This is a genomic window from Candidatus Hydrogenedentota bacterium (genome assembly GCA_018005585.1).
Classification (GTDB): domain Bacteria; phylum Hydrogenedentota; class Hydrogenedentia; order Hydrogenedentales; family JAGMZX01; genus JAGMZX01.
In genome coordinates, this window is sequence record JAGMZX010000010.1 from 1 (window position 1) to 18,467 (window position 18,467).

17 protein-coding genes are annotated in these 18,467 nt (G+C 64.0%); 7 read left to right on the plus strand and 10 right to left on the minus strand.

Annotated elements, in window-relative coordinates; translation table 11 throughout:
• Positions 1-224: 224 nt before the first annotated feature.
• The 4 genes from KA184_03070 to KA184_03085 all read left to right on the plus strand — a co-directional run bounded on the left by KA184_03070 (position 225) and on the right by KA184_03085 (position 7,782).
• The gene (locus tag KA184_03070; GenBank protein ID MBP8128535.1) at positions 225-917 is read left to right on the plus strand and encodes a ribonuclease HII; all 693 of its coding nucleotides are present in this window, start codon (positions 225-227) and stop codon (positions 915-917) included.
• Positions 914-2,629, plus strand: a complete 1,716-nt coding sequence (locus KA184_03075) for a tetratricopeptide repeat protein (protein MBP8128536.1) — start codon at positions 914-916, stop codon at positions 2,627-2,629. The genes KA184_03070 and KA184_03075 overlap by 4 nt, the downstream gene beginning before the upstream one ends.
• Before the next feature lie 107 nt (positions 2,630-2,736).
• Complete coding sequence (locus tag KA184_03080; protein MBP8128537.1) at positions 2,737-4,977, plus strand: hypothetical protein; 2,241 nt, start codon at positions 2,737-2,739, stop codon at positions 4,975-4,977.
• A gap of 123 nt (positions 4,978-5,100) precedes the next feature.
• Entirely contained in the window at positions 5,101-7,782 is a 2,682-nt protein-coding gene (locus KA184_03085; GenBank protein MBP8128538.1) for a DUF4091 domain-containing protein, read from the plus strand.
• 30 nt (positions 7,783-7,812) lie between these two features.
• Here KA184_03085 and KA184_03090 read toward each other — a convergent pair whose 3' ends face one another.
• From KA184_03090 to KA184_03100, 3 genes are all read right to left on the minus strand, one after another.
• Positions 7,813-8,325: a HEPN domain-containing protein gene (locus KA184_03090; protein ID MBP8128539.1), complete on the minus strand. Its 513-nt coding sequence runs from the start codon at positions 8,323-8,325 to the stop codon at positions 7,813-7,815.
• Complete coding sequence (locus tag KA184_03095; GenBank protein ID MBP8128540.1) at positions 8,208-8,528, minus strand: nucleotidyltransferase domain-containing protein; 321 nt, start codon at positions 8,526-8,528, stop codon at positions 8,208-8,210. Before KA184_03095 ends, KA184_03090 begins: the two co-directional genes overlap by 118 nt.
• A 118-nt stretch (positions 8,529-8,646) precedes the next feature.
• Entirely contained in the window at positions 8,647-9,501 is an 855-nt protein-coding gene (locus KA184_03100) for a PIG-L family deacetylase (protein MBP8128541.1), read from the minus strand.
• A 112-nt stretch (positions 9,502-9,613) separates the two neighbouring features.
• Between KA184_03100 and KA184_03105 the strand changes: the two genes are divergently transcribed.
• From KA184_03105 to KA184_03115, 3 genes are all read left to right on the plus strand, one after another.
• Complete coding sequence (locus KA184_03105) at positions 9,614-9,832, plus strand: zinc-ribbon domain-containing protein (protein ID MBP8128542.1); 219 nt, start codon at positions 9,614-9,616, stop codon at positions 9,830-9,832.
• A 155-nt stretch (positions 9,833-9,987) separates the two neighbouring features.
• On the plus strand, positions 9,988-11,526 hold the full coding sequence (locus KA184_03110; GenBank protein MBP8128543.1) for an arylsulfatase: 1,539 nt from the start codon (positions 9,988-9,990) through the stop codon (positions 11,524-11,526).
• On the plus strand, positions 11,523-12,533 hold the full coding sequence (locus tag KA184_03115; protein MBP8128544.1) for an alpha-L-fucosidase: 1,011 nt from the start codon (positions 11,523-11,525) through the stop codon (positions 12,531-12,533). The genes KA184_03110 and KA184_03115 overlap by 4 nt, the downstream gene beginning before the upstream one ends.
• Before the next feature lie 19 nt (positions 12,534-12,552).
• On the opposite strand, the gene KA184_03120 is transcribed toward KA184_03115, so the two are convergent.
• Genes KA184_03120 through fliM form a run of 7 tightly spaced genes read right to left on the minus strand, consistent with a single transcriptional unit; the run spans position 12,553 to position 18,067 of the window.
• Complete coding sequence (locus KA184_03120; GenBank protein ID MBP8128545.1) at positions 12,553-12,858, minus strand: EscU/YscU/HrcU family type III secretion system export apparatus switch protein; 306 nt, start codon at positions 12,856-12,858, stop codon at positions 12,553-12,555.
• The gene (locus KA184_03125) at positions 12,855-14,042 is read right to left on the minus strand and encodes a flagellar hook-length control protein FliK (GenBank protein MBP8128546.1); all 1,188 of its coding nucleotides are present in this window, start codon (positions 14,040-14,042) and stop codon (positions 12,855-12,857) included. The genes KA184_03120 and KA184_03125 overlap by 4 nt, the downstream gene beginning before the upstream one ends.
• Positions 14,043-14,056: 14 nt before the next feature.
• Positions 14,057-15,007: a hypothetical protein gene (locus KA184_03130; protein MBP8128547.1), complete on the minus strand. Its 951-nt coding sequence runs from the start codon at positions 15,005-15,007 to the stop codon at positions 14,057-14,059.
• A gap of 43 nt (positions 15,008-15,050) precedes the next feature.
• Complete coding sequence (locus KA184_03135; GenBank protein MBP8128548.1) at positions 15,051-15,374, minus strand: hypothetical protein; 324 nt, start codon at positions 15,372-15,374, stop codon at positions 15,051-15,053.
• A complete protein-coding gene (locus tag KA184_03140) occupies positions 15,374-16,123 on the minus strand; it encodes a FliA/WhiG family RNA polymerase sigma factor (GenBank protein ID MBP8128549.1) in 750 nt (249 codons plus the stop codon). The genes KA184_03135 and KA184_03140 overlap by 1 nt, the downstream gene beginning before the upstream one ends.
• 17 nt (positions 16,124-16,140) lie before the next feature.
• Entirely contained in the window at positions 16,141-17,079 is a 939-nt protein-coding gene (locus KA184_03145) for a FliM/FliN family flagellar motor switch protein (protein ID MBP8128550.1), read from the minus strand.
• Positions 17,080-17,086: 7 nt separating this feature from the next.
• Positions 17,087-18,067, minus strand: coding sequence for a flagellar motor switch protein FliM (gene fliM / locus KA184_03150; GenBank protein ID MBP8128551.1), 981 nt, complete (start codon positions 18,065-18,067; stop codon positions 17,087-17,089).
• Positions 18,068-18,467 lie beyond the last annotated feature (400 nt).

An 18,467-nucleotide genomic window follows, 5' to 3' on the forward strand; every position in this document is an offset into this window, starting at 1 on the left:
CGTGGCCATCCTGATGGCGCGAACGGGCATCGACGCGCGGGACGCGGCGCGCCGCCTCGACGCGGCGGGGGGAAACCTGTCGGACGCGCTCAAGGGATGAATGCTGAACGGTCTCCGCAGGCGCTCCGCGCGGTCTCCGGAGCCGTATTCTCCGCGGAAACCACGCGCATATTCCGCAAGTCTATTTTACAATCAGGCCGCAGGCAAGGTAGAGTGTGCGTGCCATGGCACGGCGCACGCGACAGACGCTGGATTCCCCGGAAGCGGCCCGCCTCAATTCCATGTGGACATTCGAGGCGGAAGCGCATGCGAACGGTTTCTTGCGCGTAGCGGGCGTGGACGAGGCCGGGCGCGGGCCGCTCGCCGGGCCGCTCGTGGCGGCAGCAGTCATTCTGGCGGAGCCGGTGCCTGGCGTGGACGATTCGAAGCGCCTGACGCCGCAGCGGCGCGAAACACTTTACGAGACCTTGCGCGCGGGCCCGCACGCAATCGGCGTGGCGATTGTCGCGCCGGAAACGATTGACCGCATCGGCATTCAGCAGGCCAACTACATGGCCATGGCGCAGGCGGCGCAGGCGTTGGAAACGTCCCCGGATTTTCTGCTGGTAGACGGGTTCGCGATTCCGGGCACGATATGGCCGCACAAGCGGATCGTGAAAGGCGACCAGCGTTCGCTCTCTATCGCGGCGGCCAGCATCGTGGCGAAAGTCACGCGAGATCGGATCATGATGGAACTGGATATGCGATATCCGGTCTACGGATTCGCCAGGCACAAAGGTTACGGCACGCGGGAACACCTCGAGGCGCTGGGCGCGTTTGGGCCGTGCCCGGCGCATCGCAGGAGTTTCGCGCCGTTAAACAACGCCGCCGCAACCGCGGCGCTGGCGGGCATGGGCGACGAGGTGCAGCGTAGATGAAATTGATCCTTCCGATTACCCTGCTCCATCTGAGCGTGACGGTCGGCTGTTGTTCGTTGACCGGGCTGCATACGAATGAAACCGCTTTCCAGTCCGCGCCGCTCAAACCGAACGACCAGGCGCGGGCCTACGCGCATTACCTCACCGCGCTGTACGAAGAACGCCGGGGCAACGCAGACGAAGCGCTGGAAGAGATGAGCCAGGCGGCAATGCTCGATCCGGAAGCGCCCGCGCCAACGCTGCGCCTTATCCGCGCGTATCTGCAGCGCCAGGATTACCAGAATGCGCTGAAATTCACGGAACACATGTCGCGGCTGACGCCGGACAACGCCAAGCTGTGGATCCTGCTCGGAGAGATCTATCATCAATTGCACCAGGACAACGACGCCGCGGGCGCGTTCTCGAAGGCCATCGAACTCGACCCGGAGAACGTGCAGAACTACGGTGCCCTCGCCAAGCTTCTCGAAGACATGAATGACCTTGTGGCGACCGTCGAGATTTACGAACGCTTGGTCACACTGGACCCGGATTCGGTGCTATTCCACTTCGAATTAGGCGTCAACCTCGCCCGGATGAACGATTTGCCAGCGGCGCGCGCAGCGCTGGAGCGGGCGGTCGAGGTCAAACCCGATTTTGTCCGTGCGCGGCTCGTGCTGGCCTTGGTCTGCCTCGATGAAAACCGCCTGGACGAAGCGGTCGCGCACCTGCGCCGCTACCTGATCCGCCGCCCGGGAGACCCGGACGCGCTGGAGCAGTTGGCGTACGGCTTGACGAGGCTGGGCAAGTATGAAGAAGCAATTGAAATACTCCGGGGTATTGTTGAGGGCGCCGGCGCGGAGGCGGAGCATCACCTCGCGCTGATGTACGTGTTGCTGCGTTCCGGTCAGCCGCGCGAAGCCGAACGGTACATGCCGGCCGAGGATGCGCCGTTCCTGACGTCGTTTCTGCGCGCGGTCGCCCGGCGCGATCGCGGCGAACCGGTGATTCCGCTGCTGGAAACGCTGGACCAGATCGAAGGCAGCCTCGATGGCGACTGTGATTTGTATCTGGCCGAGTTGCTGCGTCATCTCGGCCGGGAAGAGTGCGCCGCTTATCTCCTGCAGGTCTTGGACGATTTCAGCGCCACGGGTGTGCGCTCGCGCACGCTCCTGGCGCTGCGCGCGCGTATCCTGATGGTCCTGGAACGCTATGCGGAGGCCCAGGACATACTGAGCGGCGTGCTCAATGAATTCGGCGCGGACAAGGACCTGCATTACTCGCTTGCCGTCACCTGCGAAGAACTCGACGACTTTGACGGCACGGAGCGGCATCTCAAGGCTTATCTCGAAAGCGCGCCCAATGATGCCGAGGTCCTTAACTTCCTCGGATACCTGTATGCCGAACATGGGGTGAAGATTAACGAAGCCGAGACCTTGGTCCGGCGCGCTCTCGAACAGGAACCCGAAAGCCCCTATTACCTGGACAGCCTGGGATGGGTTTTCTACCGGCAGGGCAAGGCACAAGAAGCCGTCGAGCATATTCAACGCGCCATCGCCTTCATGGAGGGCGACGACGCCATACTGCGCGACCATCTCGGCGACGCCTATTTGCTCAATGGAGACGTGGACCGCGCGGTTACGGAATGGCGCAAGGCACGGCGGCTGGACCCCGAACTCGCGGGGGTACAGGAGAAGTTGGACCAATACGGGGGCCAGACCCCTCCCGGGAATTGAGGCACTTGCGCGCCGTCCCCGGACCGCACGGGCGGTAGCAGCGCTTCCGGCATGGCCGCGACTGCCGCACATGAATGCGAAGATTACTCGTGTAAAGGAAGGGGCGTATGAAGACGTGGGTGGACCTGCTCTTCTCTTGCGCGGTGGCGGTCTTGTTGTGCGCCTGCGCACGGACAGCGCTTGCCCAGGCGCCGGAAACGCCCGAGCCGCCCGCGGAATTCACCCGCTTCGAGTTCGCCGGACACGAAGAGCAAGCCGAATTATTGAGCCGGTTTCTGTGGTATCACTTCTATCACCGGCTCGGCAATGGTCCCACCCTGTTCAACAAGGAATACCTGCTTGTCGCAGACGCATGGCTGGACGGAGCGATACCGCGGGGCACGGACCAGACGATCCAGGCAACACATCGCGGCCACCTGCTCGCAATCGAGATGGACGCCGACGGCTACGTGGACACGCACCAGCACTTCTCCCATGCGCATGACCGAGGCTGGCCTTTTCCCATGTGGACGTTGAGCGGAAACGGGCCGGAAGGGGTGCGAGGGCTCACGTTCGGCTGGCATTTTCAGCCCCTCGAACGGGTGCCCGGCTGGGTGGGCGACACGCTGCGGCACTGGCAGGACGCGACCTACTGCGGCGACAACGCCGTAAGAGCGTGGGAGCTGCACGAACTCCAGTCCGAGGGCATCGTGGACAACACGTGGCGGCTCGTATCGGCAGGACCCGCCGCTACGCTCACGTCCCCGGCCGGATTCCCCCTCGACGCGTTTAATGCGCCTTTCCTGCAATTGCGCTGGAGCCGTTCGGGCACGCCGCCCTTCCTCGCGACGCCGTACATCGAGTGGTTGCGCGATGGGGACACCTCGTTCGGCGAAGACCGCCGCGTGTATTTCTACCCGGAACGCACGCCCTTGTCCGGCGAAGGGCGTTTCCACTCGATTCTCGCCATGCACGAGCATCCGTTGTGGGACGGGAGGATCTCCCGCGTGCGGATTGCGCCCGCGCCGGGCGAGACCGGCGTCACGCTTGATATCGATTCCTTCTTTACCGCGTATGACACGCGCCACACGATCAACAATCCGATATTTGTCATCGCCAGCGCCTGTTATTTCGGGTGGACGGGCGATCTCGACTTTCTACGGCGCAACGTCGGGCGGATGCGCACCGCGCTCCGGTATCAGCAAACCGTCATGGGCGGCATCGAGCATAGCCTCATCCGCAATCCTTGGCCCGGACACGACGGGCTGCCCGGTTGGACCAAGGACGCGGAGGGCAAGCTCACGCTGCATCCCGGGCACGGCATCGGCAACAACTACTGGGACATCCTCCCCTTCGGCGGCGAAGACTTCTACGCCACATACCAGTATTACGCCGCGACGTTGCGCCTGGCGGAACTTGAGGAGGCCATCCGCAACAATCCGGGCTGGGGCATCCCTGCCGGCGCGGACGCGATGGACCCCGCGTTCCTGCGGCAACACGCCGCCGAAGTGAGAGCGAAGGCAAACGCGGTGTTCTGGAATCCCGGCACGAACCGGTTCGCCGCATGCGTGGATGCCGAGGGGAACCGTTACGACTTCGGGTTCACATTCCTGAACCTCGACGCCATCTGGTATGACCTCGCCACCGAAGAGCACGCCGCCGCGATCATGGACTGGCTCAGCGGACGCCGCGTTGTCCCGGGCGACACCAGCACCGGCGACGACATCTACCACTGGCGCTTTGGCCCCCGCGCCACAACGCGGCGCAATCTCGAATGGTACGGACAAGGCTGGACAGCCCCTGAGTCTATCCCGTGGGGCGGCCAGGTTCAGGACGGCGGCGCCGTACTCGGGTTTACGTTTTACGACCTCTGGGCGCGCCTGCGCGTTCTAGGGCCCGACGACGCTTGGCAGCGCCTCGCCGCGATTCTCGCCTGGGAGAAGGAGGTCCGGGCAGCGGGCGGTTATCGCGCTTTCTACGCGGACGGGAAGCAAGGCGCCACACTCCAAGGCGGCGGCACTGCGGGCGGCATCGGCGTCGATTGCGAGTTCTACGAGAGCAGCCTGCTGCCCGCCATCATCGTCTATGGTTTCGCAGGACTGCGACCCGGACCGGATGCCCTGGAAGTCCGGCCCCGGATGCCGCAGGCCTTGCCTGAATTGACCGTGCGGCGTCTTCGTTATCGAGGCGTGCCGATGGACCTGACCGTGCGTCCCGGAAGCGTGACGATAACGGTCCACGAGCGCCCCGTTGTCCCGCTGCGGATACGCTTCCTTGAATCCTGCCGTTTGGACCGTACCGGCAAGACAGGTACGGCATTTGTGCTTGACGATCCCGGTTTATGGCTGTTTTCATTTATTAACAATTAAATTCATTTATTTACGCCCAATCAGTTGAGGTCCAAGATGTACGGTGTCGCCTTGAAATCTCCCCTGTTCAACAATATTAAGAAACAAATACCGACAATAAAAGGAACAAATGGCATAAAACACGTGCGCCTTGAAGGGCTCGGACTGTTGACCGCTGTCTTGCTGGTGGGCACTGCTGCCGCCACGCCCATCACGGAAGATGTCCAGGTCGAAGGCCATTATCTGCGGCTGGGCATCCCGCCCGCGGGCGGCGTTCTGAAAGACTTTGGCCTGCTGGCGAACCCTGTTAACCATGCGGGGCCAAATGGTCTGCTGCTGGAGGGTTTTGGGGTCGGCAGTTACTACGTGCCGAACCGCCGCCTGAATGAAAAGACGGAATTGCTCACCCAGCCGGACGGCGTCCCCGCGATCCTGTTCGCTTACGACTGTGACGGTCCGAACATCCGGGGCCTGCATGTCGAGCGCCTGATCGAAGCGTTCCCGAACGAGACGTCCTTGCGCATTACATGGACGATTGAAAACCGCGGCGCCGAGCAGCAATGGGTGGCGCCGTGGGTACGCAACGACACGGCCGTCGGAGGAACGGTATCGAAGACGGACCTGCTCATTGCGCCGACGCTGGAGGGCGTTCGGCGCATCGAGCGCGTGGGGTATTTCCCCATGGCGCGGAACTGGGTGTCCGTGACGGACCCCGCGACGAAAGAAACGCTCTACGCGGTTTTCGACGCGGACCACCTGCACTCGGTCCTCGGCGTCTGGGGCCCGGACCAGAACCTGTGCGGTTTCCAGGCCGCGTTTGTGCCGCGTCTGCTCAAGCCGGGCGAGACCTGGACCACCAAGTGCCGGCTGAACTTCGTCCGGGGACTCGACCACGTTGATTTCGCCACGGACGAGTTCGCCGCGCAGGTCGACTACGCTTCGGGCAAGCTGGTGATGCTCTTGGCCGCCGTCAAGACGCTGGACCAGACGGAAATCCACGCGCGGCTCGTGGCCGCGAACGGGCGGGTCTGGAAACCGGCTACGAAGCGGTTCAGTGCCAGCCCCGACCGTGTCATTCGCTGCACCTACTCGTGGACCGCGCCCGCGGATGGCGCCTATGAATTGCTGGCGCAGTTGCGCCGCGGTGACGAGCCTGTGATGCTCGGGCAGGATACAGCATCGCCTCATGGGGGGATTGACACGCAATTCGCAGCAGGGCCTCGCCGTCCCGTTGCGTTCGAGGCGTGGACCGACGCCCCGTACGCGCTGGAGCGGGGCGCGCGCACGCTCGACCGCACGCTTGCCGCAGACGGCGCGGTGGCGGCGTGGTTCGAGCCGTCGCTGGAAAAGGTCTTCCGTGACGATGTGCCGCGGCCGCAAGGCAAGATCGACCCGACCGCGCGGCTGAGCCTCGCGCGCAACGAATACGAATCGTTTCAGATAGTCTTTCGCCCCGCGGAAGGCCGCGACCTGTTCGACGTATCCATTCACTTTCAGGACCTGGTCAAGGAGGACGGCGGCGCAAGAATCCCGGCGGAGTGTCTGACGGCCTCGCTCGTCGGTTATGTACCGGTGCGGGTCCCCTCCAACTTCGAGGGGCCCACTGGCGAATGGCCCGACCCGTTGCCGCGACTACCGGAGCGCTTCCCTGCGCCCGGGGGCCGGTGCACGCCCGTGTGGGTCACCTTGTATGCGTCCCCTGATACGCCGCCGGGCACGTACCGCAGCATGTTTGAAGTGCAGAACGCCGGGCCGGAACCGCTGGAGTTTGGCCTCGAGGTACGCGTGTACGACTTCACGCTGCCGCTTTCGGCGCGGCTCAAGACGGATTTCGGGATCAGCCTGGACAAGCTGGACAGGGGCGGCGGGGATGCGCTCAGACGCGCGTATCTCGAGAACGCATTGGAGCATCGCGTCACGCTGCGCGAGTTGACCCAGTTGCCGGAGCCTTCGCCGAATTTTCCGGCGGGGTTGCAGGCATATCAGACGCGGTTGCAGTCGCTGCGCCAGCACGGCGCCACAACGTTCTGCGTGCCCGCGTCCCTGGCCAACGCGCCGGACCAGCTGGGGCAAGCCAATGCCTTCGTCGCGCGCAACAACCTGCGCGGCGGCGCCTTCGTCCACCTCGCGCAGCAGCCGTCAAACGCGGACTGGCCCGCGCTGCTTCAGTCCATGGAGCGATGGAAGGCAAACGCGCCCGATATCCCGGTCATGGTGACCACGCATGGTATCGACCCGTTCCTGCCGGAAACGCTCGACCGCTGGGCTGTACATCTGCCCGTCATCGACACGGTGAACAGCGGGCTGATCGTGAAACGAATCCTCGACGGCGGCGAAGTCTGGACGTACGTGAACCACGCGCCGCCCCGGCCCTACGGCAATTTCTTCGTCGATTTCGCGGGCATCGAGCATCGCATCCTGTTCTGGCAGTGCGCCGTGCTCGGCATTCGCGGGATGCACTACTGGAACGTCAATTACACCGAGCCCGGTCAGGACCCGTGGAAATCGCTGCTCGACGCCACGCCCGTGAACGGCGACGGATTCCTCGTCTATCCCGGCGCGGATGGACCGGTCAACTCGATACGCTGGGAGATCATCCGCGACGGCATCGAGGACTACGACTACCTGATGTTGTTCCAGGACCTTCGCAAGCGTCTTGAAAAAACGGGCGGGCATGCGGCGCTGCTTCAGCGCGCGGCGCAAGTCTACAACTTCGACGAACTCGTGCCTAGTCTCGTAGGGTTCTCCCGCGATCCGCAGGTGCTCCTGCGGAAACGCGCGCTCGTCGCCGAACTCATTGAAGAAATGCGCAGGGCGCTGCAATAACATTGCTGCAATGGGCAGAAGACACTTGAATCAGATATCTATTATTGTTGCGCGCGCAAGCACGGTTCGCACAAGCACACTCGCTTGCCCGGTCCAGGGAATCACGTGCTCCTTTGTAAATGCGCTGAAGTCGGCATAGTCGCCCTGGTGCCTCCGTTCAAACAAGTCGTTGAATATCGCCGCAACGTCTTTGGAAATGACACCCGGCATCACGAAATGTTGATTGAAAAGAGACCGTACCCCTGTGTGCCTCGGGGAACTGAGTCCTTTGCGTATCAACACCGCGGAAACCGCGTAGAAACAAGCGTAATAGAGCCTGTTCACGCAAGCGCGGAATCCCCCTGCTTCCGCCAAGACGCGAGCATCCCGGATTGCCTCCTCCGCGCAGGCAGCCCGATACGCGATGAGCGCATCCAAGGCTTCCGTCACAGCACCGCGCCTTCCCGTTGCACGCTCTGGTAGAAGGGGGTAACGCGAAAGCGGGGCGCGTTCCAATCCGCTGTGCTCATCACGACCGATGAGAGCACAGAACCTGTCTCCCATTCGATCTCGTAGAGGGCATGCCGGACCAGATCGGTCCTTGAGTCATCCACCGCGCCCTCCAGCAACACGAGAATATCCCAATCGGAGTCTTCCGCCGCCGCCTCGCGGACCCGAGAGCCATAGAGGATCACCTGCGCCGCCGGTTCAAGGGCCAGCACGACTTCCTTAACCCGCCTCAAGAGCTGCGTCTGCGCATCCGTCAAGACTAGATACTCCCGTAGAGTTGCATCTTGCCGCAAAGTCTCGTGTATTCAGTATACCTGTTTCCCTGCGCGGTTTTCGCGCGATTCCGGGGCGACCTGCCATCCCGCCATGCGTTCGTCATGCCAGCAGTTTCGAGATACGGCCCTGCACTTCGTCCGTGAAACGCTGGACGTATTGCTGGAGGAACGCGCCGGGATGCTGGTCCGCATGGGTTGTAATCAAGGGCGTCAGGTCCATGGCGAAGTTCAGGCCCGCCGCCTCGTCAACGCCGTGAGAGGCATAGTACGTGGCGTGGGCCTTGCGCCGGCCCATCGTTGCGAGGTCGTAGCGTTTGCCGCCGCAGATTTGCGAATCGAACACGCCCAGCAACGCCGCTTGCAGGTTTTCGTGCGCGGACACGTCCAGCGGCACCTTGTCCGCATCGCAGAGCCAGTCCAGGTCGCGCCAGACCTCGCAGCCCAAGAGCTTGGACGGCCGATCGGCTGGCGCGAGCGCGCGGATCGCCTCGATGAGACGCAGCGTAACCGCGACATGCGTGTCGTGCTTGTCCGCGAGGTTGTGCGTAAAAACGACGCCGGGGCGCGCATGGCGGATCAGTTCCGTCATGTCTTCGACCGGGCCCTTGTTCGCCGGGTCCTTCAGCGCGCTGCTGGGGTGGTCGAGCAAGACCTGCGCCGCGTACTCCCCGACGACCGCGGCCTTCTTCTGCTCCTGCATGCGCACGGCGCGCATGTCCGCGTCCGTATAGTCCTTGTACAGGTCGTCACGCGGCGAGCCACTGCCGTTGGTAACCACGACGCCTGTGTACCACAAGTCGTTCTGCTGAAAACACTCGAGAATCCCCGAGAAAGACATGATCTCGAGGTCGTCCTGATGTGCGCCAAACGCCATGTGCGTCGTGCGCACCAGCGCCGTGTCCGCGGGCAAACCATCGGGCACGAAAATCTCGGCTGAGTCAAGATGCAGCTTCATCCGCGTCTCCTTCTGTCGTCCAGTACGGCGAAGTTTCTTTATAGCATGCGTGCGCATTGCGTTGAAAGCATTTGGCCGGTCGTGTACCTTGGACCGCAACAGGAGCGAGCGGATGTTCTTCATCGTAGGCGTTGACGACAAGACGGAAAAGAAGGAGCGCGGCCGGTTCCACTGCCCCATTTGCGGCAGCGAGCAGAATTACACACGGCGCGTGGTCCAGCGGGCCTTCACGTTCTTCTTCATCCCCGTGTTCAACCTCGGCAAGAAGGGCGAATTCATCGAGTGCGACCGCTGCAAGTCGCGCCTGAACCCCGGCGCGCTCAAGCCTTGATGCGCCTCGCCCAAGCCGGTGCGCAGGTTGCCGGGCCACGGGACGAAAGGAACCGGAAGAATGGTGGTCACCCTCGAAATTGAGGAAGAAGGCCGAGTTGCGGGTCGTTCTATGGCGTGCTGAGAATCCGAACGAGTGAGGACACACCTATGGCGATGCTCGACAGGCGCGCTTTCCTCGAACTTGCCGCATGGGGTCTCGCCGCAGCGGGATTGCCGCCGGCCGCGCGCGCTGAGACTGCCAAGAAACCCAACATCGTTGTCATCCTCGCCGACGACATGGGCTACGGAGACCTCGGATGTCAGAATCCGGATTCAAAGATCCCGACGCCGAATCTGGACCGCCTGGCGACGGAAGGCGTCCGGTTCACGGACGCCCACGCGCCCGCGTCGGTGTGTTCGCCAACGCGGTACGGCATCCTGACGGGGCGCTACTGCTGGCGCAGCCGCCTCCAGTCGAGCGTGCTCTGGGAATGGGACCCTCCGCTCATCGAGCCGGACCGCCTGACGCTTCCCGCGCTGCTCAAGCAGCACGGTTACGCCACCGCCTGCATTGGCAAATGGCACCTTGGTTGGGACTGGCCCTTCATCGGCGGTATCCCGGAATCGAAAGAGGCGATTGCCTGTGCGTCCCTTGACTGGTCGAAGCCGGTCGCGGGCGGACCGCTCGCCGCCGGGTTCGACTACTATTTCGGCGACGACGTGCCCAATTTCCCGCCGTATGTCTTCATTGAGAACGACCGCGCGCTGAGCATACCCAGCGAAATGAAACCCGAGGGGATGTTCGGACGGCCCGGGCCCATGCAGCCCGGCTGGGAACTGGAAGCCGTCATGCCCGCGATCACGCGTAAGGCCGCCGAATGGATCGACCGCGCGGACAGCGTGCCGGGGCGGCCGTTCTTCCTCTATTTCCCGCTGACGGCCCCGCACACGCCCATCGCGCCCGCTGCCGCGTTCAAGGGCAGAAGCCGGGCCGGCGACTACGGCGACTATGTCGTCGAGGTGGACTGGGCGGTCGGGCAGGTGCTCGACGCGCTCGAACGTAATCTCCGCGCTGAGAACACGCTGGTCGTCTTCACCAGCGATAACGGCCCCGAAAACTCGGCCTATAAGCGCATCCAGGAGTACGGGCATTGCAGCATGGACGGGCTCCGGGGACTCAAACGCGACACCTGGGAAGGCGGGCACCGCGTGCCGTTTCTTGCGCGCTGGCCCGGGCGCATAGTCCCCGGCGCGACGAGCGCCGAGACCATTTGCCTCACCGACATCATGGCCACCATGGCCGCACTGCTCGGCGCGCAACTGCACGACGATGCCGCCGAGGACAGCTATAATGTCCTCCCCGCGCTCCTGGGCGAAACGCGGGACGCACCCATCCGCGAGGCGACGGTCCACCACAGTTGTAGTGGCCGCTTCGCCATCCGAAAGGGCCCCTGGGTACTAATCGACGCGCGCACCGGCGACGACAACAAGGAACCGGACTGGTTCCAGCAGGAGCGGCGCTATCAGCCCCACGACCAGCCCGGCGAACTGTACGACCTTTCAGCCGATCTCGCGGAGCGCCGGAATCTGTATGCGGACCATCCGGAAATTGTGGCGGAACTCAAGAACCTTCTGGAGAAATACAAGCGCGAAGGCCGAAGCGTTCCCCGGAGTAGACGCAACGGAACGGCGCAAGAAAGGTCTATAATATGAAAGCAGGTTTTTGTCTGCAATGGATTTGCGTGGCGTGTCTGCCGGCCGGCGCGATGGCGGAGGAAATTTCGAGTGTGCGCCTTCCCGACGAGGTGCGGGCGCAACAGGTGCGGGACTTGCGGTTCGGCATGTTCATTTGCTGGTCGTTCAGCACTTTCTCAGGCGAGGAGTGGACGCGCGGCGTCACGGACGTCAGCTTCTTCCATCCCACGGGCTGCGACACCGACCCGTGGTGCGCGGCGGCAAAAGCGGCGGAAATGGGGTACATCCTGTTCCTTGCGAAACATCACGACGGCTTCTGCCTCTGGGACACGCAGACTACGGACTGGAAGGTCACGAAGAGTCCGCTGGGCATCGACGTGCTGGCGCAATTGCGCCAATCATGCGACAAGCACGGGCTCAAGCTCGCGCTTTATTTCTCGGAAGGCGACTGGACCTGGCCGGGAAACAAGAACCCCGAGCTGAAGAAGGCGCAACTGCGCGAACTCTGCACGCAATATGGTCCCATCGAGTTTTTCTGGATGGACCACGCCCAGGAAGACGGCGGGCTCGACCACGAGGCCACGGCGGCATGGGTCGAGCAGTTCCAGCCCAATTGCCTCGTCGGTTTCAATCACGGCGCGCCCGCAGGGCGCTTATGCCTGCGCGAGCGGGGCCGGCCCGGCCCTATCGGCGACGCCGCCGCTTCCGAATACAACAAAGAGGCGGAGCAGTCTTACAAAGGCTACCTGCTCGCCGAATTCACCTATCCGATTCTGCCGGAACACGAAGGCGGGGCGCAGTGGTTCTATTCGCTTCCCAGGCACGACCGGCTCTGCCTGCCGCCCGACAAGATCTTCCAGGACTATCTGGGCGCAGTCGAATACGGCAACATCTTCTCGCTCGACGCGGGGCCGGACTATGCGGGGCGCCTGCGCGACATCGACGTGGAAACGCTGACCGCGGTCGGACAGATGATCCGCGACTGGCGCGAGAGACCGTCCAAGCCGGGCGCGGAGAGACCGTGACGGATTCGATGCCGTTTTCTCAGCGGCGGGGTGGGCGCGGCGGCTCGAGTCTCTTATTGAGGCGGTATACGAACGCCAGGACTTCCGCCACCGCCCGGTACAGCGTCTCGGGGATCGGCGCGTCAATGTCCAGTTTGGCGAGCAGCCCAACCAGCGCGGGGTCTTCGTGCACGTGCACGTCGTGCTCGCGCGCAAGCTCGAGAATACGTTCCGCAATGAGGCCCGTGCCCTTCGCGACCACGCGAGGCGCGGCGTCTTGCGCCGCGTCATAGCGCAGGGCCACCGCCTTCCGCCGCCGCTCCGGTTCCTTTTCCCTTGCTTTCATCCGCGCAAGTCCAATCCGCCGAAGCGCCGCATGATCGCGGCGGTTTCACGCAAGCGGTCACCGTCCCACAAAGCAGCGTCGACCGTGACGCGCCGATAACCCGCCGCGCACAGCGCCTCCGCAAGTTCGGGGGCATGCGCTCGGATGGCCTCGACCGCGTCGGGGTCCGTGGCGCGAAAACCGCAGCGGCAGGTGCCGCTGGCGACGCCGAGCGTAACCCAGAGGTCACCCATGCGCTCTGTGGAAACGTCAATGACAATGAAGACGTTGTCCTTGTCGAAGCCACGGCCACGTCCCGCGCCGATGAAATGCACCTGTGCGTGGCGCAGTCCGGCGTCCGGCGGCAGCGGCAGCTCGAGAAAAACGTAGGGATGTTCGAGTCCGCGCAGGTTTTGCAGGGCGGCGCCGTCGAGACGTTCCTGCACGCGTTGCACCGCCGCGTCAAAGGAGCGCAATGCCCCCTGTGACCGAAGGAACCGGCGGAGCGGCTCGTGTCCCGCCAGCCGGGCAAGATACGTGGAGAGCAGTCCATCCAGCCCCTCCGGCCCGGCGTCCCCCGTCGCCGCCGTGAACTGCACAAGCCGCGCCTCCGGACTGCGCGCCCGCGCCAGTTGCTCAAGCGCGGCCGCGAACGCGCGCGCGTCTCCCGAGGCAAGGGCGGCCAGCAACCCCAGCACCCCCTCCGTGCCCGGTGGCGGCGCCGCGCCTGCGGCCGTGGCCTGCGCGATCCAGGATTGAATCCGCGTCAAGTCCGCGCCGGCCGTGCCGCGACCGAAAAACAGCGCCAGCAACTGGCGCAACGCCGGCGCGGACGGCGGAAGCATGCGCGGCGCAATGGCCTCGGCGGCGCCGGCGTGTCTGGTCATGCCCAGCGCGCGCAGCGCTTCCGTCAGGGCGGCGCGCAGCGCGGCGTCCGCCGCGCCCGGCGGCGCCTCCTGCGCGGCGGCGGCATGAGGCGTCACGCGCAGGGCAAGGCCCGCGCCGCTCTCGACAACCTCCACCTCCACGGCCTGCCCGGGCACGATACGCGCTGCGTTTTCGAGCGGGATGCGTGCGCCCGCGAGCAAGAGGACCGGCTCGGCGCTGGTCCCGTGCACGGTTGCGTGGAAGGTCTGACCGGGCCGCAACGCGGAGGCCAGCACGTGCTGTCGCGCGATGGGAACAACCGGCGGGAGGGGGAACATTTCGGCTGCGCGCGTTACACGCGCTTCTGCCGGGCCAGACTCAGCATCAGCCGCACCTCGCCCTTGCCGATACCAAGTTCCCGCGCGATTTGCGCGACGGACATGCCCGCCGCGTCGTACTCGACGACCCGTTGCCGGAGCGGGGCGAGCACGTGCGCCCCGTTGTCGCCTGGCCGCGGCAGCGGCGCATCGCTGCGCACGGCAGGTGCAGCCGCGGGTTCGATGTTCAACAGCGCCTGGAAGGCGCGGCGCGAGGCGTCGCGATCCTCAGGCGACGAGGGCGGCGCTGTTTCCTGTTCCGCCGCTGTTTCGCCCTCCAGGTCGTCGCCAACCCATTTCTCGAAGGAGCGTTGCTCTTTCGCCGCATCGGCATCGGTGGATGCGCGCAATTGCGCAATGACGGCAGACAGAGCAGCGGCGGCGTTCATGGTTTCGGGCTCGTGGGGCGGGACGTCCGCGTGACCAGCACCGAGAGCGCGCTCCGGTTGCGGGGACGGCGCCGGGGCCGCTCCCGTCTGCTGCTTCCGGGCATATTCTTCCACGACGATATCCTGCTGTGGCTGCGGCGGGGCTGAAGCGGCGCGCGAAGCCTGATGGATCTGCGCCAATTGCTGCTGTACGGCGCGCAGCGCCGCCTTCGCTCTCTCGATTTCGTCGGCAAGTGTCTGCGTCGTCTCATAGAGACGCACATTCTTTTCAAGGCTCTGCGCGAGGACCTGCTTGACCCCGGCGATCTTGTTTTCCAGGTCCGTATTGAATTGGCGGGCCAGGTCTTTCTGCTGCCGCACCACGTCGCGCATGGTCTGGAAGAGTATCGTGATTTCGGCCTTGTCGGTTTCGGTCTGGCGGCGGCGCTGCTGTTGGCGGCGTTCGTTCGCCGCATACGCGACAACAAGCACCGCGAAACTGGCGCACCCGATGATGCCAACGCCGAAAGAGGCCCACATCAACAGCGTTTGCAGCATCTCCTCCCGTCCTTCCTCATCGCGCCGGCCGCCCGCGGCGCACTCAAACCGTCACGTCGAGTTGGTGCTCATCCATGTCCGCCGGCGGCTGTTTGTGTTCATTTTTCGGGGCATTCTCGCCCTCCCGCTGCTCCCGCTTGCGCCGCCGCCGGCCCACATAGGGATTCGCCCGGCGCAGTTCGCGGTCCACCTGCTCGCTTTTCTGCTCGGTCTGCTGAACCGTCGTCTCCGCGTTGGCGTGCTGCTGCTGCTGGGCCGCGTGAGCGCGCTGCTGGGCCGCGAGCGACGCCCGGTCCGCGACCTGCTGGATGCGTTCCGCGGCATGCACGCGCGCAATCTCGGTAAAGGGGTCGATCGGCTGGGGCATCACGATTCTCCGCGCATGACCTCGCGCAGCCGTTTCACCGCGGCGCTGTGTATCTGGCACACGCGCGATTCGGTAACTTCCAGCACAACGCCGATTTCCTTCAGCGTCAATTCCCGGTAGTAATACAAGTTTAGCACTTTTTGCTGCTGTTCCGGTAGCTCCAGAATCGCGTCCGCGAGCCGTTGCTGCCGTTCCTTGGCTTCCAGCAACTGGCTCGGCGTCGGCGATGCGGCGTCGCCCGTAACGTGCACCTTGCGGATTTCCTCCGCATCGGCGGCGGGCAGATACTCGTCAAGCGAGAGCACCTGCGCCGTCTGCAACTGGGCCACCGTCTCTTCGACGTGCTGCACCGTCGTTCCCAACGCTTCCGCAAGGTCCTCCGCGGACGGATCCCGCCCCTGCTGGTGCCGGAGCTTCTCGCGGGCCGCCCCGATTTTGCGCGCCATGTTTCGCAGGGAGCGCGGCGCCCAGTCCAGCGAGCGAATCTGGTCAATGATCGCGCCGCGAATGCGAATGGACGCATAGGTGGAAAACTTGATGTCCTGCGTGTGGTCGTAACGCTGGACGGCGTCGATCAGGCCCATTACCCCCCACCCCACCAAGTCGTCCATTTCAACATTCGACGGCACGTGGATCGCCATGCGCCCCGCGATGAACCGGACCACGCGCATATAGTGCATGATGAGCCACTCGCGGGCAGCGTCGTCGCCCTGCTCCTTGTAGCGCACCCATAATTCCCGTTCATCCATATTGGGTAACGTCGTGGTCAACGTAAGCTTTGGATCCTCTCCTTGGGACTGATGATTTCCGTGATGCGCAGGCCGAACTTCTCATCCACGACGACCACGTCGCCCCGGGCAATCAGCCGGTCGTTGATCAACAGCTCGACCGGTTCTTCGATGAGATGGCCGACTTCGACGATCGAGCCCGGGCCAAGCCCAAGGATATCGCCAACGGCCATCTCTATCCGTCCGAGCCGGGCAGTCGCGACAAGCTTGATATCCAACACCATGTCTATATTCGGCGGGGTAACCGGCGCGGCCGCGGCCTGTCCCGGGGGCTGCAGCGCGGCTTCGCCGAATCCGCTGAGGATATCGGACATTTCCTCCGCGCTTAGCGTGGGCTCCGGCTTGGGCGCGGCGGCGCCGGCCAACATCTTCGGAGGCACCGCCTGCTCAAACGTATCACTGAAGAGCAGCACGCCCGAGCCGCTGGTCCCCTCCGCGGAGAACGAAAACGGCGCGGCCGTTACGGCGCGGCCCAAATGGTCGAGCAGCGCGGCCGCGTCCTCGGCCACATGCTCCTCGATGCGGGTCTCCTCCATTCGCTCAATGGTTCGGCCCGCCGCTTCCAGCAGGCAGGTGACCGCGCCCCCCAAGGCGGATTCCGCCACTTCCCTGAGCACGGCGCGTTGCCCATCGTCCAGCGCGCTCATGACAACCGGCGCCTCTCCTTGCACCTGCGCGGCAATCTGCACCGCGTCCGCCACACGAAACAACAGAGCGACGCTTCCGCCGTCCTGGGCGACCCGAGAACTCATGCAGACGCCGAAATCGGCCAGATAGCCCGCTGCGCCCGCTGTATCCAGGGCGTCCGCTCCCATCACGTCGAAGCGGAACGTCTTGGCCAGCAACGCGTCGAGCACGTCGAACGCGCCCTTCAACAGGTGTTCCGCCACCACCTTTGCCACGGCAGACTGCATCACGGGCACCTCACATCCGCACCAAAGACACGAGTTGCACGGCGCTCTGTTCGCCCCGCCGGCCCGGGCGGGCCTGAAAGGCGGGGCAGCCGCCGACTTCCAACACGATAGCCTCCTTGGGCGAAGTGTGCAATTGCACCACGTCGCCCACTTGGAGACGGGCGATATCGCTCAGGCTTAGCTGTGCCTGACCCAATATTGCGTCGACCGGCACCACCGCCCGGCTCAGTATTTGTTCCACAATGGCGCGCGTAGCGGAAGACAGCTCCGGCGACAGGCGGCGCGTGAAGTGGGCCTGCTGCGAAATCTGGTCCAGGACCGGGTTGATGACCATGAGCGGGATGCACATATTCATGGTGCCGACGGCTTCGCCGACGTGCATCTCGTACCCCACGAGCACCACCATCTCGCTGCCGGCGACAATCTGCACGATCAGCGGGTCGCTCTCCGTCTGGAGAATGGAGAGGTCGAATTCGATAAGCTGCTCCCAGGACCGTTTCAGGCAATCGAGCATCATCATGACTATCCGCTGCCCAATCCGGTCCTCGATCTCGGTGAGTTCACGCGGCTCGGCCAGCGTCGCGCCTTTCCCGCCCAGCACCCGGTCGACAATGGGAAAGACCATGGACGGGCTCATCTCGATCACCGCCGTGCCGTCCAGCGGCGCCATGCTGATCACCGTGAGGGATGTGGGCCGGGAAACGGACAGAATGAATTCGTCGTAGGTCAATTGGTCCAGGGAGGTCAGGTCAAGCCGCACGACCGTACGCAGGAACGGAGGAAAGAGGATGTTCACTTCCCGCGCAAAGGCGTCGAAGAGGCTCTGCAGCCCCTTCAATTGCTCCTTGGACACGCGCTCGGGACGCCGGAAATCATAGGCCGTCAACTGCATGTCGGCCGGGACCGGCACAGCGGGCGCCGTCTCGACTTCACTGTCAGAGACAGCGCTCAACAAAAGGTCGACTTCGTCCTGACTCAGTATGTCGGCCATAGAGGCTCCCTGGCGGCGTCTGCCGCAGGCTTCTCCCCGAGCGACGCGAGTATAGCACAGGCCCTATGGGGAAGCAAGGCCGGAACGTGCGATAACGTCTTTAGGCATAGCCAGATACACATGATCCAACCCCTGGAATTCAATAGAACTCAGCTATCTTCTTTATTAGAATTAATAGCTTTCTTCGACGCGAAGTACCCCTCGCCTGGCTCCGCCGTCAACCGCTGCGCCGTGGCTCCCGTTAGCTTTCTGAGAGCAGACGGGACATGTGACTTAACCCCAAACAGTCTCTCTCCCCCATGGCGCGGACCGGTTCCCTAGCAGACCGGTCCGCATTTTTGTTTGTGTAGCCCTTGCCGGAGACGTCTTCGGCGTGTGCGGGCGTATCCGCGTCGTGCCG